This is a genomic window from Arthrobacter sp. MMS24-S77 (assembly GCF_054888235.1).
The window spans coordinates 518,880-543,465 of sequence record NZ_JBTZRN010000001.1; the positions used below are offsets into that span (position 1 = coordinate 518,880).

Sequence of the window (24,586 nt, forward strand, 5' to 3'; positions counted from 1 at the left end):
CGGCAGCAAGCTACACGGCGGGATGCCGGGAGAGGATTTAAGATGAGCGACTTGCCACGACCGTCGGCCATGGCCCGCACCCCACGGACCTTGGGCGTCATCACTATCGGACAGACGCCGCGTACGGATCTCACCCCGGAACTCGCGGACCTTCTTCCTGGCGTGGGAATCGTCGAACGAGGCGCCTTGGACGGGCTCTCGGCGTCGGAAATCGCTGAACTTGCTACGGTGCCCGGAGACCATGTCATGACGACGCGGCTGCGGGACGGGACGGCCGCCGTCGTCGGCCAGGAACCTCTGGTGAGGCGCGTCCAGTCGGCCATCCTGGACCTGCAGGGCGAAGCCGACGTGCTCCTGCTGGCTTGCACAGGGACATTCCCGGAGTTCATCCACCACAAACCACTGATTGAACCGGACCATGTCCTGGCCCATGTGCTGGCCGCCGTCGCAGCGCGGAGCCGCCGTGTCGGCATCATCTGTCCCCTGGCCGAACAGGAGGAGGACGCGAAGGCCAAGTACCGGGCCTTGCTGCCCGGGACCGTGGCCCTCTCAACGGCGGCAGCCACCCCTTATTCCACGGACCTGGCCCCCATAAGCGCAGCTGCGAAACAACTGAAAAACGACGGCGCGGAGATCATCGTCCTGGACTGCATCGGCTACTCAGCGCAGATGCGCTCCGAGGTCATCGAGGCCACCGGCCTGCCCGTGTTGCTGGCACGATCCGTCGCTGCCCGCATCGCCGCCGAGCTGCTCGGCTGACCCGACTCGAAGAACAAAATCCGGTGCCGGGGACCCCGGCGCCGCAATGAAACCTGCATTGACCATCTAACAAGGAGCAAAAACAATGTCCTGGAAGCACGTGCTGGAATCCTTTGACCTGCTGGACAGCCCGGCAGCGAACGGCGAGGCAGTCAGGAAGCTATGGCAGGACCACGGAGCCGACGATGTCTTCGTGGAAACCGTCACCGGACACGCCGGAGCCACGGACTTCGTCCGTGTCCTTATTCCGGGGACCAGAGGCAAGAGCGCCGGCGGCACAGCGCCGACCCTCGGAATCATCGGCAGGCTCGGGGGACTCGGAGCCAGGCCGGAAAAGATCGGCTTTGTCTCCGATGGCGACGGCGCCCTGACAGTTGTGGCCGCCGCGGCCAAGCTCCTGGAAATGGCCTGCCGCGGAGACCGGCTCGAGGGCGACGTCATCGTCAGCACCCACATCGACCCCGACGCTCCCACGCAACCCCACGACCCCGTCCCGTTCATGGGTTCCTCGATCGATATGTCGATCAACAACAAATACGAAGTCACCGCTGACATGGACGCGATCGTCTCCGTGGACACCACGAAGGGCAACCGCATCTGCAACCACCGCGGATTCGCCATCACCCCCACCATCAAAGAAGGGTGGATCCTGCGCGTGGCTGAGCCTCTGCTCGACATCGCCGAACACACTTCCGGCATGGCGCCTGTGGTCATGCCGATCACCATGCAGGACATCACCCCTTACGGCAACGACGTCTACCACATGAACTCCATCGTCCAGCCCTGCACCGCGACCACTGCGCCCGTCGTCGGGCTGGCCATTACCACTGTCTCCGCTGTTCCCGGATCAGCCACCGGAGCGACCGATCTGTGCAGCGTCGAATCAGCCGTCAGATTCGTCATCGAAACGGCCAAAGACTTCGGACGCGACAAGCTGGCGTTCTTCGACGACGAAGACTTCGCACAGCTGACTAACCGCTACGGGTCCATGTCGAGGCTCCAGCACCTCGACGGATCACTGGCGACATCCGCCGGCGCGGCCACCATGGCCTAGGCAGCAACCGCCCCACCCCCAACTACCCCTCCCACAGAAATCAGTCCCTCCATGGCACAGCCTCTCAATGTCAAAGACGACACAAAAGCACGCCACCCCAGAGCCTTTGAGCCCGTGACCCTGGTGGTCACCGTTCTCCTGAGCATCCTGGGCGCCATCATCGGCCTGCACATGATCACCACCATCGGCATCTCCGCCAACACCTCCGTCATCGGCGCGCTCATCGCCATGATCATCGGCCGGGTCTCCTTCTTCGGACTTTCCAAGATGCGCGACATCAACCGGCAAAACCTCGCGCAAAGCGCCATCTCCGGCGCAACCTTTGCCGCCGCAAATTCACTGCTCACTCCCATCGCTGTCCCCTTCGCGTTCGGCCGTACCGACCTGGTCGGTCCCATGTTGGTCGGTGCGTCAATGGGCCTGCTCATAGACGCCTGGATCCTGTACAAAAGCTTCGGGTCAAAATTCCTCCCCGCCGACGCAGCATGGCCCCCGGGCGTGGCCGCCGCCGAAACCATCCTCGCCGGCGACAAGGGAGGTAAACGGGCGCTCCTCATGGCCGCCGGAGGTGCCATCGGCGTCGGGGCTTCCTTCTTCGGACTGCCGATGTCCGCGGCCGGAGTGGCGCTCATCGGCAACGTCTGGGCCCTGGGAATGTTCGCCGCTGGACTCCTGGTAAGCCAATACGCTCCCGCGATCCTGCACTTCACCCTCTCCTCGATGTACGTCCCGCACGGAGTCATGATCGGCGCCGGAATCGTCGCCCTGGTCCAGGCAGTCCGCATCCTCCTGGACAAGAAATCCGCCAAAGACCGGCAGAAAGACCAGATCCTGGCCCAGGTCCGCGCCACGGCACCGGAAGACCCCTCCCTCGCCACCACCGTCAGCGCCAGTAAGCTGCGCCGCACCTTCACCTCCGGCTACGTCCTCTACGTCGCCGGCGCGCTGATCCTGGCCACCCTCGGCGGCATCTGGACCCAGATGTCCGTACCCGCCGTGATCGCCTGGATCCTCTTCGCCGCCGTCGCCGCGATCGTCCACGAGCTCATCGTCGGCCTCGCCGCCATGCACGCCGGCTGGTTCCCCGCCTTCGCGGTGACGCTGATCTTCCTCGTCGCCGGCCTGCTGCTCCAGATCCCCGCCGTGCCGCTGGCCCTCCTTGTCGGATACTGCGCCGCCACCGGCCCGGCATTCGCCGACATGGGCTACGACCTCAAAGCAGGCTGGATCCTCCGCCGGGAAAACCGGCCCTACACGGCCTTCGAAATCGAGGGCCGCCGGCAACAACTGCTCTCCGCCATGATCGGCTTCACCGTCGCCATCGGCCTCGTCGCCCTGCTCTGGAACACGTACTTCACCGCCGGACACCTCCCGCCCGCCGCCATGGTCTACGCGGACACCATCAAAGCCGGACTGACAAACCCCGACGTCATCCGCAACCTCATCCTCTGGGCCATCCCCGGAGCCATCATCCAGATCATCGGCGGCGCCAAACGCCAAATGGGTGTCCTGCTCGCAACCGGGCTGCTCATCGGAACCCCCAACGCCGGCTGGCTCGTCCTCGCTGCCCTGCTCTTCCGCTTCATCTGGACGAAATACCGGCCGCACAACGGAGAAACCGAAGTCTCCCTCATCGGCGCAGGCTTGATCGCCGGCGACTCCGTCTACTCCGTAGGCCAGATCTTCAAGGGCTAACCCGCCCACGATCTGTCCCCGCAGTCACTGCGGGGACACTGCCTGCAAGGTCAACGAGGCGGCTGCGGACATGGTTCGCAGCCGTCCTTGCGTGGAGGAGCCGTCGTACCGCGAATGATCAGCTTCGGTGTAACGACCTCAGGTAATTGCGCCGTGCCAGGGTCCGTCATTTGACGCAGCAGATGCTGGAAGGCGCGACTGCCCGTGGCTTCAAAGGACTGGCTTACGGTGGTCAGAGGAGGCGTGGCGTAAGCGGCCAGCTCTATGTCATCGATTCCGACAACGGAGATGTCTTCAGGCACCCGGCGACCAAGCTCGGCGAGCGCACGCATGACGCCGAAGGCCATTTCGTCGCTCGCAACCAATATGGCTGTAACTTCTGCCATGCTGCCAAGCTTGAGACCGCATTGGTAGCCGGATTCAGGGGACCAGTCGCCGTGAAGCTCGGGGGGATCTCACGGCCAGCTTCCTGAAGTGTGGCCCGCCATCCGGCGACACGGGTTGCCGCGTCATTCCATTCCATGGGGCCTGCGACATGCCAGACGGTGCGGTGGCCAAGATCCAGAAGATGCTTCGTTGCCAACCGAACTGCCATGGTTTGATTGACTGCCACGACGTCGGCCGACGACGTACGCGCCCCGTCTAGCGTCAGCGTCGGAACCACCCTTGTCAGTGCTTCGAGAGAGTCATCTGCGTCTAGTAGGGGCACGGCGATGATGATTCCATCGACGCCTTGCTGGATGAGCTGCTGGAGGGACTCGCTGACGGCCGAGGCGTCAAGGGACTCTGTTGTGGTCGCGTTGACGGTGTAGCCCGACTGCCGGGCTGCTCGTTCGATCCCCAGTACAAGCGCGGCTCGTGAGTAGAAGCCTGAGGCAAGTGTCAGGACGCCCACAGTCATGGAGCGGCCAGTCACGAGTGCGCGCGCAGTATTGGTTCTGTGGTAGCCCAACTGCTTTACGGCGTCGAGCACCTTCGCGCGGGTCGATTCCTGAACGTTGGGACGGCCCCCGAGTACACGCGATACCGTCTGTGCCGAGACGCCGGCAGCGATTGCCACGTCACGCATCGCCGTGGTGCGCCTATCTGCAGATAATGCCACCGATCCCCTTAGCTCCTCTAAGTAGACAGTCTACTTAGCCGAGCCTACTCCAGCCGCGAATCGGGACTGCCCCGGAGATGGTGGTCGGTTGACCCTCTTCTTCACCCCCAGGGACGCGGCTTGAACAGCGGTTATTTCCGGTGGGCTGCAAAGAAATCGCGGAGCAAAGCCGAGCATTCGTCCTCGCGCACGCCGGCGTAGACCTCCACCCAGTGGTTAAGGCGGCGCTCCCGCAGGATGTCGAACACGGATCCGGCGGCACCGGCCTTCTCGTCCCACGCGCCGAAGACCACCCGCGGAATCCGGGCCAACACGATGGCTCCAGCACACATTGCGCACGGCTCCAGCGTCACCACAAGGGTGCAGTCCTCGAGTCGCCAACCATCGCCACCTTCGCCGAGTTCAAGGGCGTGGCGCTGCAGGGCGGCGGCCGCCTCGCGGATCGCGACGATTTCGGCGTGCGCCGTTGGATCGCCGTGCGCTTCCCGTTCGTTTCGTCCGGCACCCAGCACACCGCCGTCGGGCCCAAGAACCACCGCGCCGATCGGCACATCGTCCGTATCCAGTGCCAGCCGGGCCTCGTCCAATGCAAGGCCCATCCAGGCCACGTGCTCTGCGTGATAAGGCTCGTTGGTGCTCATGCCTCAATGATAGTTTTGGACTCATGCGCACACTCGTCGTGGACCACCCGCTGGTCGCTCACAAGCTCACCGTTCTGCGGGATAAGAACACTCCTTCACCGGTCTTCCGGCAACTCACCGAAGAACTCGTGACCCTCCTGGCCTACGAAGCCACGCGCGAGGTCCGCACCGAGACCGTGGAGATCGAAACCCCGGTCACCAAGACCACCGGCACGGCCTTCACCAAGCCGACGCCGCTGGTGGTCCCCATCCTGCGCGCAGGCCTCGGCATGCTCGAGGGCATGACCAAGCTGGTCCCCACTGCCGAAGTGGGCTTCCTGGGCATGGCCCGCGACGAAGAAACCCTCGACATCATCACCTACGCCGAGCGCCTCCCCGAGGACCTCACGGGCCGCCAGATCTTCGTGCTGGACCCGATGCTTGCCACCGGCGGCACCCTGCGCGAGGCCATCAAGTTCCTCTTCAAGCGTGGTGCTTCGGACGTCACGTGCATCTGCCTGCTGGCCGCCCCGGAAGGCCTGGCCAAGCTGGAGGAAGAACTTGCCGACGCCAACGTGAAGATCGTTCTCGCCTCGATCGACGAGAAGCTTAATGAGAAGGCCTACATCGTTCCGGGCCTGGGCGACGCCGGAGACCGCCTGTACGGCGTGGCTGGCTAAGTCGGGGTCCGCGAATTCGTGGGTGCGGGCCGCGGGCTGCGTTCCGGAACGTAGCCCGCGGCCCGCACCTGCGGTCTCGGCATATGTACCCTCAGCCCGCCCGGCGCTGCGCCTTGCTTGCCTTGAGCACCATGGGCAGCTTGGACCGCAGGGTGCACTCAAGCAACTCCTCGGCCGTCGAGTCCTGTTCATAGATCTCCGGCAGGCGGATGCCGATCAGGGTGTTCATCAGCATGCCCTGTGCAAGGAAATCGCGCGCGGTCTCAGGAAGCAGGCCGGCTTCATCCCGGATAAGGCGGTAGATATCCAGGAATCCTTCCCTGGCCCGTGCCCCGATGGCGGGCTCGTGACCTGCTACGAAAGCCTGCATCAGCATCATGAGGATCCCGCGGTCCTCCACCAGATCCGCGTAGGCGATGGCCATGAGCTGCTTGAGTTGCTCCGGCCGACCGCTCCCCGCGGCGGGATCCAGGTGCTGCAGTTCTTCGGTGAGTTCTCCGGCGTCGTAGGCCGTGATGACTTCGCGGAACGCCCGCAGCAACTTGCCTTGCGCGCGATCTAGCGCCTCCAGGAAGAGGGTTTCCTTGGTGCCGAACATCCGCACCACGTATGGCTGGCTGATCCCTGCGGCCTTGGCCACTTGGTCCGTAGTGGACCCGGCGTATCCGCGCTCGGCAAAGACACCGGTGGCAGCTTCCAGGATCAGTTCGCGCCGCTGCGCCGCTGGTATGCGTTCGGCAGTTGCCTGGCTGCTTGAGCCTGTTTCGGGGGCGCCTGTGCCCACTGTTTTCTTCGCCACACTTGACATGTTATCAGTCGATAACTAACTTTGCCTTTTTAGTAATCATTCGATTACAACAATCCGAAAACGGCACTCTCAGCCACCCCGTGGAGTCATCATGAAACGCACCATTCCCGTTTGGCTGGCCATTGTGGCGGCCTCCCTTCCCGTCTTCATGGCCACGCTGGACAACCTTGTGGTCACCAACGCACTGCCCGTGATGCACAAGGCCCTCGGCGCGAGCGTTGAGGAACTGCAGTGGATCGTCAACGCCTACTCCCTGAGCTTCGCGGCATTCATGTTGCTGGCCGTCGGCCTGGGGGACCGCTTCGGCCGCCGACACGTGTTCATCGCCGGCCTTGCCATCTTCACCCTGGCTTCCGCCGCAGCCGCCCTTAGCACGGACCCGGCGCAGCTCATCGCTGCGCGCGCAGTCCAAGGCGTGGGCTCCGCGGCGCTCATGCCGCTATCGCTCACCCTGCTGGTGGGCTCGGTCAGCGACAAGCTGCGCCCGCTCGCCATTGGCATCTGGGGCGGAGTGTCCGGCTTGGGTGTGGCCCTGGGACCGCTGATCGGCGGCGCGGTCGTGGAAGGCTGGAGCTGGGAAGCGATCTTCTGGCTCAACGTGCCCATCGGCATCCTGTCGATTCCGCTGGCGCTCTTCGCGCTTCCGAACAGCTTCGGCGCACGCGTCCGCGCCGACGTCGTGGGCTTGCTTCTCTCCGGGCTGGGTCTCCTGGCGCTCGTGTTTGGCATTGTCCGCGGTAACGACGCCGGCTGGTCCAGTGCCGAGGTGCTCGGCGCCTTGATCGGTGGTGGGATCCTGTTGCTTGCCTTTGTACTGTGGGAATCCCGTGTTGCCGCGCCGTTGCTTCCGCTCAGGCTCTTCCGTGACCGCAGCTTCACCGTGGCCAACCTGATCGGCCTGACCTTCAGCTTCGGAATCTTCGGGTCTGTCTTCATCCTCATCCAGTTCCTGCAGGTGGTGCAGGGCCACGGACCCCTCGCGGCCGGTGTCATGACTACGCCCTGGACCTTGGCGCCCATGTTTGTGGCACCGCTCGCAGGCCTATTGGCACCGCGCCTCGGCACCAGGACCTTGATGATCACGGGCCTGGTCTTGCTCACGGCGGGGATGTTCTGGCTGGCTGGAGTCCTTTCCGCGAGCGTCGCGTACGAAACTTTGGTGCCCGGCTTCATTGCGGCGGGAATCGGTATGGGCCTGGTCTTCGCCCCGATGTCGACGTCGGTACTCGCCAACATGCGCGGCGAGGACCACGCGAAAGCGAGCGGCACCAACTCCACGCTCCGGGAGATCGGTGTAGCCCTCGGTGTCGCCGTTCTGACGGCAGTCTTCACCGGAGCTGGCGGCAAACTCACCCCCACGGGCTACGTGGATGCAGCAATTCCCGCCATCTATGTTGGCGCGTCCGTGCTGGTCCTTGCCACCTTGGTGGCGTGGCTCCTTCCGTCCCGCGCCCGCGCCCGCAGCCTGGCGGCTCAAACAGAAGCCGGCGTGGGCACCTGGGGAGGCGCCGCCGTCGAACTCGTCAACGCGGGGTCACTTACGGCCCAATTCGAGCAGCAACATGGGCCGTAAGTGACCCCGCGTTGTGCTCCGCCCCTACCGGTTTTCCAGCTCCGCCGATAGCCTTTGGCGCATGGACTGGAAACTTGAACTTGTGTTTGTCCCTGTGTCCGATGTGGACCGCGCCAAGGATTTCTACGTCAACAAAGTGGGCTTCAACGCCGACTACGACGAGCGGCCCATGGACGGCATCCGCTTCGTCCAACTGACCCCGCCGGGCTCGGCCTGCTCCATCTGCATTGGCGAGGGCCTCAACGACGCCCCTCCCGGCACCGCCCCCAGCTTGCAGATGGTGGTGGGCGACATCCAGGAGGCGCACAGCCAACTGAAGGCCAACGGGGTGGAGGTCAGCGACATCGACATCCAGGATTGGGGCCACTTTGTGTACTTCGCCGATCCGGACGGCAACAAATGGGCCGTTCAGTACATCCCCAGCAGGCCCAACGGCTAGGACTCACGCCGTAAAAGTTAGTCTTCGGCCGGGTCGCGCAGGCAGGATGGATGCATGAACCTGCCTGTTGAATCCGTGAAAACCCTGACCGTTCGGGCTGTCCTCTTCGATATGGACGGTACCTTGGTGGATTCCACCGCGATCGTGGAACAGGTGTGGAGCGAATTCGCCGGCCGCTATGGGCTGGACATCGAGGAGATCCTGAGGACGTCGCACGGGGTGCAAGCCAAGGACACGGTGCGCCGCTTCGCCCCGGCCGGAGCTGACATCGACGCGCTCGCTGAGGAACTCGGTGAGATGGAGCGGACGCGGACTGACGGGATCGTGGCATTGCCCGGAGCCGCGGAACTCCTGCAGTCCTTGCCTTCCGACGCCGTCGCCATGGTCACGTCGGCTGATCGGATCCTCGCCGGGGTGCGCATGCAGGCAGCCGGACTCGGTATGCCGGCGACCACCGTGACTTCCGAGGCCGTGACGCGCGGCAAGCCGGACCCGGAAGGTTACCTGACGGCGGCTGCGCTGCTCGGTGCCGAGCCGGCCGACGTCGTCGTTTTCGAAGACGCTCCGGCTGGCATCGCTGCCGCACTCGCCGCCGGAATGAGGACCGTCGTAGTGGGCGACGCCGGCGGCCAAGTGGCAGATGGGCTGTGGCAGATCGCGGATTACTCCGCCGTCACTGCCACAGCCACTCTGGACGATTCGGGTCGCCGGGTTATCGAACTGCGCTTCTAGCCACCTCGAAGCCAGGCCACTCAGCCGGCCAGCGCGTACACCGTGGTTCCGCCGATGCTTTGCGCCTGGAAGTTCGCAGCCACCCATTGCCCGATCTGGGCCGGAGCGGCCGATCCACTATCCGCCTGCATGGTGCCGCCGGCGATGAAGTAGTGGATCTTGCGCTGTGCCACGAGTTGCTCGAACTGCTCGAGTGTGGGGGACGGGTCCGTTCCGTTGAATCCGCCCACCGCCATGACGGGCAAGCCGGTAGCCAGCTGGTAGCCGGCCGCGTTGTTGGAACCCACGACGGCGGCCGCCCAGGTGTAGCTCGACGCGCCCGTTTTGAGCGCGGCCACCAACTCCGACGACGGCGTGGTGGCGCCAAGCAGGCCGCCCATGCCGCCCTGCCGGTTCCCGCCAAAGCCGCCCTGCGTGCCCTGCTGGATAGTTTGCGGCGGAGTGTTTTGGGCGGTATTTTGACCAGCGCCGGCCTGGCCAGCGCCGGTTTGCCCGAAACCGCCCCGGCCGCCGAAGCCACCTGCGCCGAAGCCGCCGCCCCCGAATCCAGTCGAAGGACCCGCACTGACGATCGCACCGCTGTGCGTCACGGCCGCGGTTGAGATTGAGTAGGCTAACGGCCCGGTGAGCGACGCCAAGAGGGCGAGCGCCGCCGTCGTGCGCTGGACGATGCGGGAGGTGAGGCGTCCCGCGAGCAGCAGTCCGGCCGCGGCTGCCAAGGCGCCCAACAGCACCAGCCAGCGCAGGAATGGGCCGTACGCCGTGGTGGTTCCGAGGAGATCGAAGGCCATGAATCCTGCCGCGGAGACGGCTGCGGCAAGCAGTACCGCGGCGACGAGCTGACCGCGACGCTGCCACAAAAGCACCCCGCCCAGGCCGGCTAGCCCGGCGATGCCCGGAGCCAGCGCTACTGCGTAGTAAGGATGGATGATGCCGGCCATGAAGCTGAAGACCAGACCGGTGACGAGCACCCATCCGCCCCACGCGATCACCGAAGCGCGGACGGCATCCGTGCGCGGGGCGCGTCGACCCAGCCACAACAGCCCCACCCCGAGGATCAGCACGGAGGGCAGCAACCACGCGATCTGGCCGCCGAACTCGGTGTTGAACATCCGGAACAGGCCGGGAACGCCCCAACCGTTGCCGCCGCCAACGCTGCCGGTCTCCTGGCCACTGAGCCTGCCCAGGCCGTTGTAGCCGAGCGTCAGTTCCAGGATGGAGTTGTTCTGGGAGCCGCCGATGTAAGGCCGCATGTTCGCCGGAATGAGTTCGACGACGGCGAGCCACCAACCAGCGGAGACCACCATGGCTGCGCCCGCCGCAAGAAGATGAAGGAGACGGCGCAATCGAAGCAGGCGACGGCCCACTCCGCCTTGCGCCGCGACCACATACGCCATGGCAAATCCAGGAACCACCAGCAGCACCTGGAGTTGTTTGGTGAGGAAGCCGAAGCCCAGGAACACCCCGGCCAGCAGGAGCCAGCGCAGCTTGTTGTCCTGTATGGACCGCAGCGTGGCGTAGCCGGCAGCCGTCATGAGGAGCACCAACAGGGCGTCCGGATTGTTGAAGCGGAACATGAGGGTGGCCACAGGCGTGATGGCCATGACGACGGCGGCCAACAGCCCCGCCCGGTGGGCGAGCCGAGGATCGCCCGTGGCCGGAACGGCGGTTCGCCGTACTGCCAAGTAGAGCAGCCACGCCGTGGCGACGCCCATGAGTGCCTCGGGAACCAGGATGCTCCAGGAGTTCAGCCCGAAGATCCGCACCGAGAGGCCCATGATCCAGAGCGATGCCGGCGGTTTGTCCACGGTGATGGAGTTGGCGGCATCGGAAGATCCGAAGAACCAGGCAGCCCAATCCTGCGAACCGGCTTGGGCTGCCGCGGAATAGAAGGGGTTGGCCCAACCGGAGGCGCCAAGGCCCCAGAGGTACAGGACCGCCGTTGCGACGAGCACTATGGCGAGCTCCACGCGGTGGCGCCGGGCTTGGCGGCTTGGGCCAGTTTGGGCCCGGCCATCCCGGACCTGCGGCGCCGGTGGCCGCGGCAGAAGTACCAAGCGGGGTCGCGAGACCAGCGGCACTGGCGGTGCAGCTTGCCCTGACGTGGGACCGGCGTCCGGCTTCGAACCAGTATCTGTCGAGTATGAAATGGTCATCGGAGGCTACTTCGTCAGCTTGTAGACGGTGGAGTTGCCCACAATCTGGGCTTGGAAGTTCGCCTGGACCCAAGCGGCAACCTCGGAGTTTCCGCCCCGGCCGCCGAATCCGCCGCCGCCCATGCCTCCACCTGCGATGAAGTAGCCGATCTGTCCCTTAGCCACCATGTCCTGGAACTCTGCCAGTGTGGGGTAGGGGTCGCCGCCGTTCCAGCCGCCGAGTGCGATCACGTTGGTGTTCGTGGCGAGCTCAAGGCTGGCGGCCTGGGTAGCGCCAGAGACGATCGCCGACCATTTGGTAGTGGTGGACGTCAGCAGCGCGGTCAGTCCGGCGTCGGCCGTGGCCTCGCCACCCGGACCACCTGCTGCCTGGGTCGGAGCGCCTGTCGCATCTCCTGTGCCCACATCCCGGCCCCCGAACCCGGCCCGGTTTCCGAAACCGCCCATAGCGGAGCTGCTGGGGCCCGACGTCGGGATGGAACCGGAGTGCGCGGTAGCCGCCGTCGCGAGCGTCCACGCCGCCGTGCCGAGGCCGCCGGCCAGGAGGGAAACGGCGACGACGGCCGCCGCCGCCGTGCTGCGGAACCGGCCCGCCGTATTTTGACCGGCAAAGCGCACTGAGTCGAGGCGAAGCAGGATTGCCGCGGCGGCCATGACACCCAGGACGACGATCGCAATCCGCAGCCAGGGGAGCCATGAGGCATCGCGGCCTAGAAGAACCGCGGACCAGACGGAACTACCGAGGACCACCGCGGCCAGGATGGTCCTGGCGGGCCAGTACCCGCGGCCTCGCCACAGTTCCACGCTGCCGATGCCCACTAATGCGGCGATTGCCGGTGCGAGCGCTACCGCGTAGTACGGGTGCACAATGCCGCTCATGAAACTGAAGACTCCCGCGGTAACCAGGAGCCAGCCACCCCACAGGATCAGCGAGGCCCGGGTACGCGAGGCACGCGCTTCCCGGCGGGTGAACCACAGGCCGGCACCCAGCAAGATCAAGGCCGCGGGCAGAAGCCAGGAGACTTCAGCGCCGAAGCTCGAGCCGAACATACGGGTGATGCCCGCGGCTCCACCGAAGCCGGCGTTCCCGCCACCGCCACCGAAGCCGCCGAGACCACCCGCTGGAGCACCGGCCGCGCCACCTCCGCCGCCGGGCATTCCTTCGCCCGAGCCCGTAATGCGGGACAGCCCGTTGTAGCCGAACGTCAGCTCGAGGAAGCTGTTGGTTGTCGACCCTGCCATGTATGGCCGTGCCGACGCAGGAGTCAGTTGGAAGAGAGCGATGTAGCTGCCCGCCACCACCCCGATACCGGCCAAGGCGCCGAGCAGGTGCAGCAGCCTCCGCCGCAACGTGGTGGGCGCGGCCCAGAGGTACGCGAGTCCCAGGCCCGGAACAATCAGAAAGCCCTGCAACATTTTGCTCAGGAACGCGAGGCCCACCACTGCTCCGGCCGCGGCGAGCCACTTCCAGCCTGCCCGTTCGATAGCGCGGGTGGTGAAGTACGCCGCCAGCACCAGGCACAGGGTCAGCATGGCGTCGGGGTTGTTGAAGCGGAACATGAGCGCCGCCACCGGGGTCAATGCCAAAGCACCACCCGCCAACAAGCCAGCGCCTGGTCCGGAGACCCGCTTGACCGTCAAATAGAGGAAGCCGACGGCGGCCACACCCATCAGTGCCTCGGGAACCAGCATGCTCAAGGGCGAGAAGCCGAAGATCCGGCCCACCAAGGCCGGGATCCACGACGCGGCGGGCGGCTTGTCCACGGTGATGGCATTGCCGGCGTCGAGCGAACCGAACAGCAATGCCGTCCAGTCCTTAGTGCCGGCCTGGATGGCTGCAGCGTAGAAGGAGTTTCCGTAGCCGGTGGCCGCGAGGTTCCAGAGGTACAGGAACGCGGTGGCTACGAGGAGCCCGGCGGCGGACGGCCGTACCCAGCGGGCCTGCAGGCCAAAGACGAAACGGCTCCAGCGGGGAATTGCGCCAGGAGTTGATGGCTCGGTCGAGCGACGGCCGTGGGCTGCGTCGTCAGAGCCAGAACTGTCGGTTCCGGCGGCAGACTCAGTGCCTGCGTGAGAGATCGTGGAGGTCATGATGCTGCCGTTTCTGTGAGCGGGCTGTCTGGTGAGGTTGATTCGATCACTGGCTCCGGCTGGGCCGGTTGGGTCGACGGAACCGGCGCCGATGGGACCGGCAGTGCCGACCGCGCTCCGGGCTGCCGGAAGACCCACAGGCGGAACAACAGGAAGCGGACCGCGGTGGCGGCGAGGTTTGCCCCGACCACGGTGAGGAGCTCGCCCCAGCGGTCCGGCGTCGTCGTACTGTGTACCAAGGCGAGCGCCCCGGAAGTGAGCGCGAGGCCAATGCCGAAGACGATCAATCCCTCGAAGTGGTGCCTGACGGGGTTGCCGCCCTGGATGCCGAAGGTGAAGCGCCGGTTGGCGCCGGTGTTGGCGATGGCCGTGATGAGCAGGGCCAGGAAGTTGGCTAGCTGCGGGTCCATGAATCCGCGGCAGAACAAGAAGATGAGCACATAGGCGAGGGTCGACGCAGCGCCGATCGCGGCGAACCGGACCAGCTGCCCGAAGAGGCTGCTGCGCGGGCTCTGTTCTGCGGTACGGGACGACGCCGGGAGCGGGCCGCGGGCAAGGGCTGCGCGCAGTTCCGGGATGGGGATGCGCCCCGAGACGAGGTCCCGCGTGAGCCGGGCCATGCCGCGGATGTCGGCCAGGGCGGTGCGCACCACGTCGACGCTGGAATTCGGATCGTCGATCCAGTCCACGGGCACTTCGTGGACCCTGAGGCCGCAGCGTTCCGCGAGGACCAAAAGTTCCGTGTCGAAGAACCAGGAGTTGTCCGTGGTGTGCGGGAGGATCTGCTGGGCAACGTCGGCCCGGATCGCTTTGAAGCCGCACTGGGCATCACTGAAGCGGGCGCCCATCAACGAGTGCAGCATCAGGTTGTAGCTGCGCGAGATGAATTCCCGCTTGGGGCCGCGGACAACCCGGGAGTTGCGCGTCAACCGTGTGCCGATGGCGAGGTCCGAATGGCCGGAGATCAGGGGTGCCAAAAGGGGCGCCAATGCGGCGAGATCCGTGGACAGATCCACGTCCATGTAGGCCAGAACCGGCGACGGCGATGCAAGCCACACCTTTCGCAGGGCGTTGCCGCGTCCCTTCTCGTCAAGATGGACCACCACAAGCTCCGGCAGTTCCCTGGCCACGCGTTCGGCGATTTTCAAGGTGCTGTCCGTGCTGGCGTTGTCGGCAACGGTGATGCGGAAGCCGTGGGGGAAAGAGTCGCGCAAATGGCCATGAAGCCTGCGCAGGCACTCCTCGAGGTCGCGTTCCTCGTTGAAGACGGGGATCGTGACATCGAGGACGGGGACGGTGGTGTGGATGTCCACGGGGGCGCGCCGCACTGAGCTGTATTGAACGGCGGGGCTGCGTTGAACGGGGGTTTTGGGTTGAATCGGGGGGCCCGGCGGCACCACCGCGGGGTCCTTCAGGGTTCCTGTGGTGGATTCGATGAGCGTCATGTATTCAGAGTGCCGCCGCCGATTATGAGTGCTTTAGGCGCAACCTGTGACGTGGCTGTGCATGTGGGAGAGGCCTGGTTAACGCCGTAGAGGTCCGCCCCCGAAGGGACGGACCTCTACGAACTTTGTGGGTTCAGTACCAGTTGTGCGCCAAGTGGAAGGCCCAAGCCGCAGACGGTGAGCCGTAGCGTTCCTTGATGTAGTTCAGGCCCCAGCGGATCTGGGTCTGGTAGTTGGTCTGCCAATCGGCGCCTTCGGAGGCCATTTTTTCGCCCGGCAGCGACTGCACAATGCCGTAAGCGCCGCTCGAGGCGTTCGTGGCAGTGGTCCGCCAATCGGATTCCTTGTTCCACAAGGTGATCAAGGAGGACATTTCGCCCTGGCCCCACCCGTAGGAGGAAAGCATGCTTGCAGCGTAGGCCTGGGCGCCGGCGGGGTCATCGACGGCGACTGGCGCAGCCGGGGCTGCGGGAGCGGGGGGTGCCACGGGAGCGGCAGGTGCGGCAGCCTGGGGCGCGACGGCGGCCGGAGCGGGAGCGGGTGCCTGCGTCGGAGCGGCGCTCGGCTTGGCGCTTGCGCTCGCTGACGGCGTGGCGGTGGCGGACGGGGCGGCGCTATGCTCTGCAACCGTGCGCGATTCGGACGTGCGGCTCAACTCTTGGGCACTGATGGCTTGTCCGGCGGCCTGGGTGGCTGCGCCTGCCCCGAGGAACACAGCAACAACGCCGGCAAAAACGGCCATGCGCTGGCTGGGGCCGAGGTTTGCGGCGGCTCGCCTCAGGGTGGAACGTGACTTGTTTTTCCGGGCAGGTTCGCCGCGGTGGCGCGCAACAGGGCGCGACTGATTCTTGGAATCAGACATGGTGATTGCCTCTCAACGCCTGCGGAGTTAGCTGTCGGATTCGGATGAGGTCATCCGGCCGTGGCCACTGAGAATCGTGGCGGTACGGCTTCACCCCTAGGGCTGGCTCAACATGAGCGCTTGCCCGGAGACCTGGGTCCCCCGTCTCTGCCTGGAGTGTTGGGCACCGGGGAGTGGCAGAGCTCGGCGCCTACCCGGCGGTGGCCGGAACAATCCTGCGCACCCATTCGACGGTACAGGAGGATGCCGCTTAAGTCACATTTAGGTAACGGAGATCACGACGCCGGTGCGCCGACTTGCGCTCGCCGCGCTCCGGCGTCGTGATCTTCTGGGCGGGCCCTCAGGCCGTGGCAGTCCAGAGCGCCGGAAGCCGCACCGCAAACTCCGTCCGGCCGGGACGCGAGGCCACTTCAACAGTGCCTCCATGGGCCTGGACAATGGACTCAACAATCGACAAGCCGAGCCCGGACGTGCCCTCGGAACCGGAACGGGCTGCGTCGGCACGGGCAAAGCGGGAGAAGATCCTGCCTTGGAATTCAGGCGGAATGCCGGGCCCGTTGTCGGTCACGGTGACCACGGCGCTGCCATCGGCCGAGCGCATGACTCCCGTGACCACGGTGGTTCCCGCCTCCGTGTGCTTGCGGGCATTGGAGAGCAGATTGGCCAAGACCTGGTGGAGCTGCGTGGTGTCGCCGCGGACCGTCAGGGGTTCATCCGGGAGCCTGAGCTGCCAGATGTGCTCCGGGGCCATGACTTTCTCGTCGCTGACGGTCTCGATCACCAACTGCGTGAGGTCCACGTCGGTGAACTCGGGTGCCTTGCCTTCGTCCAGCCGCGCCAAGAGAAGGAGGTCCTCCACGAGGGTGGTCATACGTTCGGACTGGCTCTGAACCCGGCCCAGCGACTTGCGGCCGTCCTCGGTGAACGACTCCGTCATGCGCAACAGCTCGGTGTAGCCGCGGATGGCCGTCAGTGGCGTCCGCAGCTCGTGCGAGGCATCGGCCACGAACTGGCGCACCTTGGTTTCGCTCTGCTGCCTTGCCTCCAACGCGCTGGAGACATTGTCCAGCATGAGGTTCAAAGCATGACCGACGCTGCCCACCTCCGTGCCGGGATGGGCAGCCGACGCCGGGACGCGCACCGCGAGGGCCACCTCGCCGGCGTCGAGCGGAAGTTTCGATACTTTCGTGGCGACGTCGGAGAGTTGCTCCAGGGGACGCATGGTGCGGCGGATCAGCACGGTCCCGGCGAGTCCAATCAGCACCAGGCCGCCCAAGGACACGAACACCATGGTCCACACGAGCGAGGCTTCGGTGTCCTGTTTCGAGGCGAGCGGCAGGCCCGTGATGACAACATCGCCGTAGGGGGTTTCGGTGGCTACCAGCCGGTAGCCACCATTGGACAGGGTTCGATCAACAGGGCGGCCATCGTGGGGGAGCGCCAAGAGGATTCCCGCGTCGCTGGGCGACAAGTTTGTGCGGGTCGCGTCCGAGGACAGGAACCCAGCGCTGCTCACTTGCCCGCCAAGAATGCGTGCATTCAGGGTGCCGATGCTCTGGCCGCGGGCATCCAAAGGATCTGGCCGTCCATTCGGATCACCTATGGGCGGGCGGCCATGGGAGGCCTGCATCAATTGCTGGTCGAGCTGTTTCGTGAGGAACACGTCCATGGAGGCGTAGCTGACCACGCCCACTGCTCCGCAGATGGCCACGAGAAGTGCCATGGAGACAAGGATCAGGCGTGTGCGCAGGTGCCAGGTTGAAGGATTGAACCACTGATGGTCGGTCTGGCGGGGGATACCCGAGAGTGCGGACATTCGGCGCGCCCCGGGCTATTCGGCAGGCTTGATGACGTACCCGGCCCCGCGCACAGTGTGGATCATGGGCGGGTGGTTGGCCTCGATCTTTTTGCGCAGGTACGAGATGTAGAGCTCCACGATGTTGGCTTGCCCGCCAAAGTCGTAGTCCCACACGCGGTCCAGGATCTGGGCCTTGCTGACCACGCGCTTGGGATTCTCCATGAGGTAGCGCAGGAGCTCGAATTGGGTTGCCGTGAGCTGGATGTCTTCGCCCCCGCGGGTGACCTCGCGGGTGTCCACGTTCAAGGTCAAGTCACCCACTACCAGCTCGGCCGTGTCCATCGCGGCCACCCCCGAGCGCTGGACCAGGCGGTGCAGGCGCAGCAGGACTTCCTCCATGCTGAACGGCTTGGTGACGTAGTCGTCCCCGCCGGCGGCCAACCCGACAATGCGGTCTTGAACGTCGTCCTTCGCGGTGAGGAAGAGCGCGGGCACCTCAGGCGCAAAGGCGCGGATCCTGCCCAGAAGCTCAACGCCGTCGAACCCTGGCAGCATCACATCCAGCACCAGGACATCGGGCCGGAAGTCCTTGGCGAGCTTTACCGCAGTGGGTCCGTCGCCGGCAACGGCTACGGACCAACCCGCCATACGGAGGCCCATGCTCATGAGCTCGGCGAGGCTGGGTTCGTCGTCCACCACAAGGGCGCGGATGGGGGAACCGTCCGGGTGGCTGAGCTGGGGAAGGTTGTTTGTCATGGAGTGCGAGGATGCCATGAGACAACTCTCCAATCTGCCGGTTTGCCGGTGCTTTGCCGATGCTGTGAGCACCCTGTGAGTCTCAGCCTAGCCACCTGTCCAAAGGCACGGTACGCCCAGCGCGCTGCGGCGGGTCTGTTGGCACTGTCCGACGCAACTGCCGCAGGTCACAGGAAGGCCTGCAGTTCGGCACAGCCCGCACACAGCAAAGAGGCTGACGCTGTTTGGGACAAGGACAACGACCGACCCAAACAGTCTCGACTTCGATGGAGAACACCATGGATCAGCAAAACAACCCCTCCGTACCTGGGTCCGTGCCGGGGGCCGTACCGGGGAATGAGCAGCCGCAGCCGGTGATCCGGCCCCTTGAAGATTCCGAGCAGCCGGTGGCCGGGGAGCCCGCCGCTGGGTGGGGTGCGCCGGGGTCGGCGTACCAGCAGCCCGGACAGCCTGCCGTCGGTCAGCCCGCCGCTGGTTGGGGTGCGCCGCAGCAATACACCGCAGGGCAGCCCCGACCGTCGTTCTTCAAGAACTGGACGCTGAAGAAGGGGCTCATTGTCGGAGGCGTCGCCGTCGTCGTCGCTGCGGCGGCCGGCGCAGGTGCATATGCCGCTGGAAATGGAACTGCTGCCGATACAAGTAATGCGCTTGGGCCTGGTGCCGGGGGACAGGCTGGACAGAACGGCCAAGGCGGATTCGGTGGCCCAGGTGGTACGAACGCCGGCCCGGGCGGCCTCGGTGTAGGCATGGGCGGCCTGAACGCCGCCATCCATTCTGAGTACGTGGTTCTCCAAAACGGTAGCTACGTCACCATGGCCGGCCAGCTGGGCACGGTCACTGACATCTCGGCGAGCTCCATGACCGTCAAGAGCGAGGATGGATTCACCCGCACCTATGTCCTCGGAACGGACGTTGTAGTGGAGCAGGGTATGCGGCAACGGGGAAGCACAACCGGCGGCACCACGCTGACCCTTGCCGATGTGAAATCCGGATCCAGCGTGAGGGTTACCGCGCTCAAGGAATCTGACAAATACACGGCGCAGTCCATCCAGATCGTGACTGCCACGACCTCGACCACTACCCAGGGGACCGGCACCACCAACTAGCGGTGGGTGCTTCAGGTGTCCGTCGTGACCCTCTTTGCCGCGCTTTGGCCTCAGAACGGCGCAACTCGCCGTGTCTCAAGCGCTTTCCGAAGGCAAAGAGGGTCACGACGGCGTCCCAACCGGCCTTCAAACCGTGCCGGCCCGGCCATCAAACTGCCGCCGCCCGGCCATCCACAAGGGTCCTAGCAGACGATTTGCCGAAAGATTTTCATGAGACGCAGATTCGGGATTGGACAAGAGTTGTTTCATATCTCGAGATTCAAAGGCAAGCGCATGACGTGACTTAAGATTCAAAAATTGGCACTTTCATCAAATTATCTTCGAATATTGCGCCCCAGATGGCCATTGTGACGAACGAGAATGGGTCACATTTGGACATGCTTGAATTGTGACATGCGGCACAATAGTGTGATTCGTCTCAAAATGTGGACGGTTTGGCTCTTTGTTACTTGCAAGTTCCCTTTGTTACGTTGCACACTTCAAATGTGAACAAGAACTCAACAGCATCTGCAGCCGCAGCGATCGAACCCAGTGCACCCGCTGGTTTTTCGATGAGCTGTTGTCGAATGCATGCCTAACTTAAGACCCCTAAAAGTTTCAGGCATTCGCCCCCTGCCCAGCGTCGGGCGCCCCTCCCCATCTCATTGCGGGGACCAGACCAGCATTCGAAGCCGCGATGACGGCTATTCACTTTGAGGTAAGCAATCCATGTCAGTTGCATCCGGATACGTCCACATCTCCGTCCGTAACGCCAACAAGGCCGCGTCGAACGCCGGCCTGCGGCCCGGCTTTGGAAACCGCCCGGCCTACGCCCAGCCTGCGCCGCAGGGCGGCAGCCAGGCGCCCGGTTACGTGCCCCAGGGCTACAACCCCAACTCGTACGGTCAGCTCCGCGCTGTTCCCGCCAACGAGGCCTCGCCGATGACTGCACCCACGCCTGTCCTGGCCCCAGCCGACCGCTCCATCCGCCCCGTTGCCAACGACAATGTGGCCCGCGGGTTCGTGCTCTACATGGGCATCGACGAAGATACCGCTGCGGCCGCCGGAACGTCCATCGCCAAGCTTGCCCAGGAAATCCGGGCCTACGCACAGTCCCTCGTGTCCGGCGCTGAGAGCTATGCCGCCGTCGCGGTGGCCCCGGCCACCGCGCCCGGTTCCGCGCTCGACGTCGTCCGCTCGACTTTCGGTGACCCGACCGTTGGCAGCCGCCAGCGTTCCGATGCGCTCCGCCCGCAGCCGCCACAGGAAGCCCGCCCGTCCGGCGTCTTGATCGACCTCGCCCGCCGCGAAGTGCACCTCGATGGCGAATCCCTGAACCTCACGTTCAAGGAATTCGAGCTCCTCAACTACCTCGTCGAAAACGGCACCCGCACCGTGGGCCGCGATGAACTTCTTGAGGGCCTGTGGCGCAATGCCGAAGAGGTCCCCAACGAGCGCACCATCGACGTCCACATCCGGCGCCTCCGCTCCAAGCTCGGCCGCCTCGCGAATACCGTCCGCACCGTGCGCGGCCAGGGCTACCGCTTCTACGAGCACCCCGAGGTCATCGTCTGGGCCGCTCCGGAATACTCGATCTAGTCTCGACGCGCTCAAAGCGCCCGCTCCTGTCTAGGGAGCGGGCGCTTTCGCTTCCGCGGGACGATCCCTCGGCGCCTGCGCTCGTACCTCACGCAACAACGGCGCTTTCGGGATGTCCCGCTCACGCTACAGCGCCCGCGCCAAAGGGCCGGTCGCATTCCTGCGCCCAGGACCAGTGAGCATGTGCCTCCGCGGCGATAGGGTGGGGGGATGAGCGAGCATCACATCAAGCGGCTGGTGATCATGCGGCATGCGAAGTCGGACTGGCCTGTCGGGGTGCCGGATCATGAGCGGCCCCTTGCAGAGCGTGGCCACCGCGAAGCGCCCCTTGCCGGGAAGTGGCTCCTGAAGCACCATGTGGTTCCGGACTTTATCCTGTGTTCGTCCGCACTGCGGACTCGCCAGACATGCACTTGGGTGTGCAGCGAACTGGGGGACAAGGCACCGACGCCGAAACTCGAGGACGGCCTGTATGCCGCCTCTGCGCAGCGCATGTTGACAGTCATCAACCATGTACCGGAAACCGTCACGACTCTCATGATCTTCTCGCACATGCCCGGTGTGCAGGACCTCGCCATGCATTTGGCTTCCCGCGACTCGGACCACGACGCCTACATGGACGCTGCTACCCGCTATCCGACCAGTGCCATGACAGTGATGGAACTGGAGAAGCCTTGGGCTGAACTCGATGGGCAGGATGCCCGACTGACCCACTTCGCTGTTCCTCGCCCAAAGTAAGTTCGCGACCGGCGCGGCTATTCCACGTCGAGTTTGGCGGCAACATCCTGCAGCAGGCGGACAACGTGGCGGATGCTGGGGCTCGCCGTCATGGTCTTCCTGTACACGATTCCCACTTGGCGTTGCTGCGTCGGGTTGGCCACGGGTATCGCGACCACTCCGGCGGGGAGCTCGGGCCGGCCAAGCCGGGGGACCAGCGCTACCGCAACACCCTGCTGGACCATGGCGATATGCGTGGAAAAGTCGGGGTCGAAGATGCGGATGTCCGGTACCCGACCCAGGCCCGCGAGGATCGCCAGTAGCGCCTCATTGCAGATGGCGCCAGCCGGGGTGCTGATCCAGCGTTCGTCCACTAGGTCGGAAGGCTCGACGGCGGTCCTCCCGGCCAGCGGGTGCGCTGAGTTCAGCAGGACGTCGGCGGTGTCCAGGCAGAGGTTCTCGTGGACCATGTTCTCCGGAATGACCAACGGTACCGAGTGCCAGTTGTGCACGACGCCGAGATCGGCCTCCCCGGTTGCGACCCTCTGGACCGCCTCCCGTGGGTCCTCGGCCACCACTCGGATTTCAAGCCCGGAACTCGTCCCGGCCGCAGCCCCGGCCGCCCCGCCGGCGGCTGCCGAGCCTGCCCCATCCAGTTTCCCCAGCATCGGCCCCACCAACCCGCGGCAGGCCGTGGAGAATGCCACGAGCCGCAGCACGCCGCTCGGTTTCGCCGGGTCGGCAAGCAGGGTAGCCTGCAGTTCTTCCAATTCGCCCAGGATGCGCCGACCGTACTCGGCCAACGCCATGCCCCGGTCCGTCAAAAGCACGCCGCGGCCGTGGCGCTCCAGGACGGCCACGCCGCTTTGCTTCTCGAGCTTCTTGATCTGTTGGGACACCGCCGAGGGGCTGAACCCCATGGCTTCCGAGGCGGCCACCACCGAGCCTTGCTGTTCCACTGCTACGAGGGCCCGTAGCGCCGCGATTTCAATCATGAAGCAAACGTACATGATTTGATGCAGAATTCAACGCTGGTGCTTCATCCCTTTGGCTGTCAGAGTTGAAATCGTGAATATCCGCCACTCAGCACTCGCCGTCCTTGTCGCCGTCCTTTGGGGCCTGAATTTCGTCGCGATCGACTTCGGCCTCCACCCAGGTAACGGGAGCGGAGGCGCGGCGGATGTGCCGCCTCTGCTGTTCGTGGCCATCCGCTTCGTACTAGTGGTGTTCCCCTGCATTTTCTTCGTCCGCAAACCGGACGTCAGCTGGAAGGCAATCATCGGCGTCGGGCTCTTCATGAGCGCCGGGCAGTTTGGCTTGCTCTACCTGGGCATGGCCCTCGGCATGCCGGCCGGACTCGCGTCGTTGGTGTTGCAGGCGCAAGTGCTCCTGACAGTGCTGTTGGCGGCGCGGTTCCTCGGGGAGCGGCCCAGCAAACGCCAACTGACAGGGGTGGTGTTGGGTGTCGCCGGGCTTGCCCTGGTGGCGGTGGGTCGAAGCTTGGTGGCCCCCGTGGTTCCGCTCATGATTGTGCTCGCCGCCGCACTATCCTGGGCTGCCGGCAACATCATCGCCCGCAAGGCCAAGGCGGCCTCGGGGCTAGGGCTCGTGGTCTGGTCCGGGGCCGTGGTCCCGTTGCCGCTCGCGGCCTTGTCGCTGGTCGTGGACGGTCCGGAAGCCGTCGTCGGGACCCTCACGAACCTTCAGCCGGCGACCATCCTCAGCGCCCTCTACACCGCCGTCTTCGCCTCGCTGGTGGGCTACGGTATCTGGAACCGGCTCCTCAGCCTGTACCCGAGTTCGGCGGTGGTGCCGTTCACGTTGTTGGTTCCGGTGGTCGGAATGACCGCGGCCTGGTTGCTCATCGCAGAGGTCCCGACGACGGCGGAACTCGCAGGCGGCCTGCTCCTGCTGGGCGGCGTGGCGACGGCGGTGCTTCAGCAGCGCGCCAAGCCTGGGGATTTGGCGGCGCCCCAAGTACGTCAGCGCTTGGGTGCGGGCTTGCGCTGAGGGGCGGATCCCGGATGAGGGGATCCCGACGTCGGGCGCTTGGCAGGGGTTGCCGGCTTCCGGGGAGCGGGGCGCTTCACGGCCCCCGAAGCCGGTCGAGCGGCCGGCCTTTGGGCGGGCCGGGGCGCTGAGGCAGGGCGCTGGGCCGTGCGGGGTGCTTGCCGGGCGACCGGGCGGGATGCCGTCGTGGGGCGTTTCCTGCCGGACGCCCGGGATGGCCACACCGCCCCCACGAACAGGACCAGCAGGGAACCGCAGCCGGCTACGGCGGCAAGGTAGAAGTAGATGTCCGAGTCCTTGGTGCTCACCGCGCTGCCCAGGGCATTCTCGTCCTGGTTGAAGGCGAGGCCCCACATGCGTAGGAAGGCGATTCCGAACGCGATGAACAGGATCGACGAGATGGTTCCGAGAACCAGCATGAAGTACCGGCGCCGCGCGAAGACTTCGGCGACGGACGCCAGGTAGCCGATCGCCAAGACCCCAAGGAAGGCGTACATCACGGTTTCTTCAAGGGTGATGGCGAGCAGCACCAGCAAGCCTGCGGACACCACGGCAGAGATGATCGCAAGCTTTCCGCTGTTCCCCATGTGACGCATGGGACTAAT

At 65.2% G+C, this 24,586-nt stretch carries 23 protein-coding genes and 1 riboswitch; of the genes, 11 read left to right on the forward strand and 12 right to left on the reverse strand.

What is annotated here, in order from left to right:
* The first annotated feature begins 42 nt into the window (after positions 1-42).
* The 3 genes from ACX5I4_RS02450 to ACX5I4_RS02460 all read left to right on the forward strand — a co-directional run bounded on the left by ACX5I4_RS02450 (position 43) and on the right by ACX5I4_RS02460 (position 3,508).
* Positions 43-759 carry an AroM family protein gene (locus tag ACX5I4_RS02450; protein ID WP_461835243.1) on the forward strand — a complete coding sequence of 239 codons (717 nt, stop codon included), beginning with the start codon at positions 43-45 and terminating at the stop codon, positions 757-759.
* A gap of 85 nt (positions 760-844) precedes the next feature.
* Complete coding sequence (locus tag ACX5I4_RS02455; RefSeq protein WP_461835244.1) at positions 845-1,813, forward strand: DUF1177 domain-containing protein; 969 nt, start codon at positions 845-847, stop codon at positions 1,811-1,813.
* 51 nt (positions 1,814-1,864) lie between these two features.
* Entirely contained in the window at positions 1,865-3,508 is a 1,644-nt protein-coding gene (locus ACX5I4_RS02460) for an OPT/YSL family transporter (RefSeq protein ID WP_461835245.1), read from the forward strand.
* A 50-nt stretch (positions 3,509-3,558) separates the two neighbouring features.
* Here the strand turns inward: ACX5I4_RS02460 and ACX5I4_RS02465 are convergent, their stop codons facing one another.
* The 3 genes from ACX5I4_RS02465 to ACX5I4_RS02475 all read right to left on the reverse strand — a co-directional run bounded on the left by ACX5I4_RS02465 (position 3,559) and on the right by ACX5I4_RS02475 (position 5,251).
* The gene (locus tag ACX5I4_RS02465; RefSeq protein ID WP_461835246.1) at positions 3,559-3,855 is read right to left on the reverse strand and encodes a substrate-binding domain-containing protein; all 297 of its coding nucleotides are present in this window, start codon (positions 3,853-3,855) and stop codon (positions 3,559-3,561) included.
* Entirely contained in the window at positions 3,771-4,577 is an 807-nt protein-coding gene (locus tag ACX5I4_RS02470) for a LacI family DNA-binding transcriptional regulator (RefSeq protein ID WP_461835247.1), read from the reverse strand. Before ACX5I4_RS02470 ends, ACX5I4_RS02465 begins: the two co-directional genes overlap by 85 nt.
* Positions 4,578-4,741: 164 nt before the next feature.
* Entirely contained in the window at positions 4,742-5,251 is a 510-nt protein-coding gene (locus ACX5I4_RS02475) for a nucleoside deaminase (RefSeq protein WP_461835248.1), read from the reverse strand.
* 23 nt (positions 5,252-5,274) lie between these two features.
* On the opposite strand from ACX5I4_RS02475, the gene upp reads away from it, so the two are divergent.
* Entirely contained in the window at positions 5,275-5,910 is a 636-nt protein-coding gene (gene upp / locus ACX5I4_RS02480; RefSeq protein ID WP_461835249.1) for a uracil phosphoribosyltransferase, read from the forward strand.
* A 91-nt stretch (positions 5,911-6,001) separates the two neighbouring features.
* Here upp and ACX5I4_RS02485 read toward each other — a convergent pair whose 3' ends face one another.
* Entirely contained in the window at positions 6,002-6,709 is a 708-nt protein-coding gene (locus ACX5I4_RS02485) for a TetR/AcrR family transcriptional regulator (protein WP_461835250.1), read from the reverse strand.
* Between the two features lie 100 nt (positions 6,710-6,809).
* On the opposite strand from ACX5I4_RS02485, the gene ACX5I4_RS02490 reads away from it, so the two are divergent.
* From ACX5I4_RS02490 to ACX5I4_RS02500, 3 genes are all read left to right on the forward strand, one after another.
* Entirely contained in the window at positions 6,810-8,291 is a 1,482-nt protein-coding gene (locus tag ACX5I4_RS02490; protein ID WP_461835251.1) for an MFS transporter, read from the forward strand.
* Positions 8,292-8,352: 61 nt separating this feature from the next.
* Complete coding sequence (locus ACX5I4_RS02495) at positions 8,353-8,730, forward strand: VOC family protein (RefSeq protein WP_184740905.1); 378 nt, start codon at positions 8,353-8,355, stop codon at positions 8,728-8,730.
* Between the two features lie 54 nt (positions 8,731-8,784).
* Positions 8,785-9,462, forward strand: a complete 678-nt coding sequence (locus tag ACX5I4_RS02500) for an HAD-IA family hydrolase (protein ID WP_461835252.1) — start codon at positions 8,785-8,787, stop codon at positions 9,460-9,462.
* 20 nt (positions 9,463-9,482) lie between these two features.
* On the opposite strand, the gene ACX5I4_RS02505 is transcribed toward ACX5I4_RS02500, so the two are convergent.
* From ACX5I4_RS02505 to ACX5I4_RS02530, 6 genes are all read right to left on the reverse strand, one after another.
* Positions 9,483-11,618, reverse strand: a complete 2,136-nt coding sequence (locus tag ACX5I4_RS02505; RefSeq protein WP_461835253.1) for an ArnT family glycosyltransferase — start codon at positions 11,616-11,618, stop codon at positions 9,483-9,485.
* A gap of 6 nt (positions 11,619-11,624) precedes the next feature.
* The gene (locus tag ACX5I4_RS02510; protein ID WP_461835254.1) at positions 11,625-13,709 is read right to left on the reverse strand and encodes a glycosyltransferase family 39 protein; all 2,085 of its coding nucleotides are present in this window, start codon (positions 13,707-13,709) and stop codon (positions 11,625-11,627) included.
* Positions 13,706-15,154 carry a bifunctional glycosyltransferase family 2/GtrA family protein gene (locus ACX5I4_RS02515; RefSeq protein ID WP_461835255.1) on the reverse strand — a complete coding sequence of 483 codons (1,449 nt, stop codon included), beginning with the start codon at positions 15,152-15,154 and terminating at the stop codon, positions 13,706-13,708. The genes ACX5I4_RS02510 and ACX5I4_RS02515 overlap by 4 nt, the downstream gene beginning before the upstream one ends.
* A gap of 133 nt (positions 15,155-15,287) precedes the next feature.
* A complete protein-coding gene (locus ACX5I4_RS02520) occupies positions 15,288-16,016 on the reverse strand; it encodes an aggregation-promoting factor C-terminal-like domain-containing protein (protein ID WP_461835256.1) in 729 nt (242 codons plus the stop codon).
* A 2-nt stretch (positions 16,017-16,018) separates the two neighbouring features.
* Positions 16,019-16,192: riboswitch (cyclic di-AMP (ydaO/yuaA leader) on the reverse strand.
* A 164-nt stretch (positions 16,193-16,356) separates the two neighbouring features.
* Positions 16,357-17,832: a sensor histidine kinase gene (locus ACX5I4_RS02525; protein ID WP_461835257.1), complete on the reverse strand. Its 1,476-nt coding sequence runs from the start codon at positions 17,830-17,832 to the stop codon at positions 16,357-16,359.
* A 15-nt stretch (positions 17,833-17,847) separates the two neighbouring features.
* A complete protein-coding gene (locus tag ACX5I4_RS02530; RefSeq protein WP_395800968.1) occupies positions 17,848-18,588 on the reverse strand; it encodes a response regulator transcription factor in 741 nt (246 codons plus the stop codon).
* A gap of 260 nt (positions 18,589-18,848) precedes the next feature.
* On the opposite strand from ACX5I4_RS02530, the gene ACX5I4_RS02535 reads away from it, so the two are divergent.
* The 3 genes from ACX5I4_RS02535 to ACX5I4_RS02545 all read left to right on the forward strand — a co-directional run bounded on the left by ACX5I4_RS02535 (position 18,849) and on the right by ACX5I4_RS02545 (position 21,992).
* The gene (locus tag ACX5I4_RS02535; RefSeq protein ID WP_461835258.1) at positions 18,849-19,676 is read left to right on the forward strand and encodes a hypothetical protein; all 828 of its coding nucleotides are present in this window, start codon (positions 18,849-18,851) and stop codon (positions 19,674-19,676) included.
* 708 nt (positions 19,677-20,384) lie between these two features.
* Positions 20,385-21,254, forward strand: a complete 870-nt coding sequence (locus ACX5I4_RS02540; RefSeq protein ID WP_461835259.1) for a winged helix-turn-helix domain-containing protein — start codon at positions 20,385-20,387, stop codon at positions 21,252-21,254.
* Between the two features lie 210 nt (positions 21,255-21,464).
* Entirely contained in the window at positions 21,465-21,992 is a 528-nt protein-coding gene (locus ACX5I4_RS02545; protein ID WP_265979651.1) for a SixA phosphatase family protein, read from the forward strand.
* 17 nt (positions 21,993-22,009) lie between these two features.
* Here ACX5I4_RS02545 and ACX5I4_RS02550 read toward each other — a convergent pair whose 3' ends face one another.
* Positions 22,010-22,966, reverse strand: a complete 957-nt coding sequence (locus ACX5I4_RS02550; RefSeq protein ID WP_461835260.1) for a LysR family transcriptional regulator — start codon at positions 22,964-22,966, stop codon at positions 22,010-22,012.
* 73 nt (positions 22,967-23,039) lie between these two features.
* Between ACX5I4_RS02550 and ACX5I4_RS02555 the strand changes: the two genes are divergently transcribed.
* Complete coding sequence (locus ACX5I4_RS02555) at positions 23,040-23,981, forward strand: EamA family transporter (protein WP_461835261.1); 942 nt, start codon at positions 23,040-23,042, stop codon at positions 23,979-23,981.
* Here ACX5I4_RS02555 and ACX5I4_RS02560 read toward each other — a convergent pair.
* Complete coding sequence (locus tag ACX5I4_RS02560) at positions 23,954-24,577, reverse strand: hypothetical protein (protein WP_461835262.1); 624 nt, start codon at positions 24,575-24,577, stop codon at positions 23,954-23,956. The genes ACX5I4_RS02555 and ACX5I4_RS02560 overlap by 28 nt on opposite strands.
* Positions 24,578-24,586: the final 9 nt, after the last annotated feature.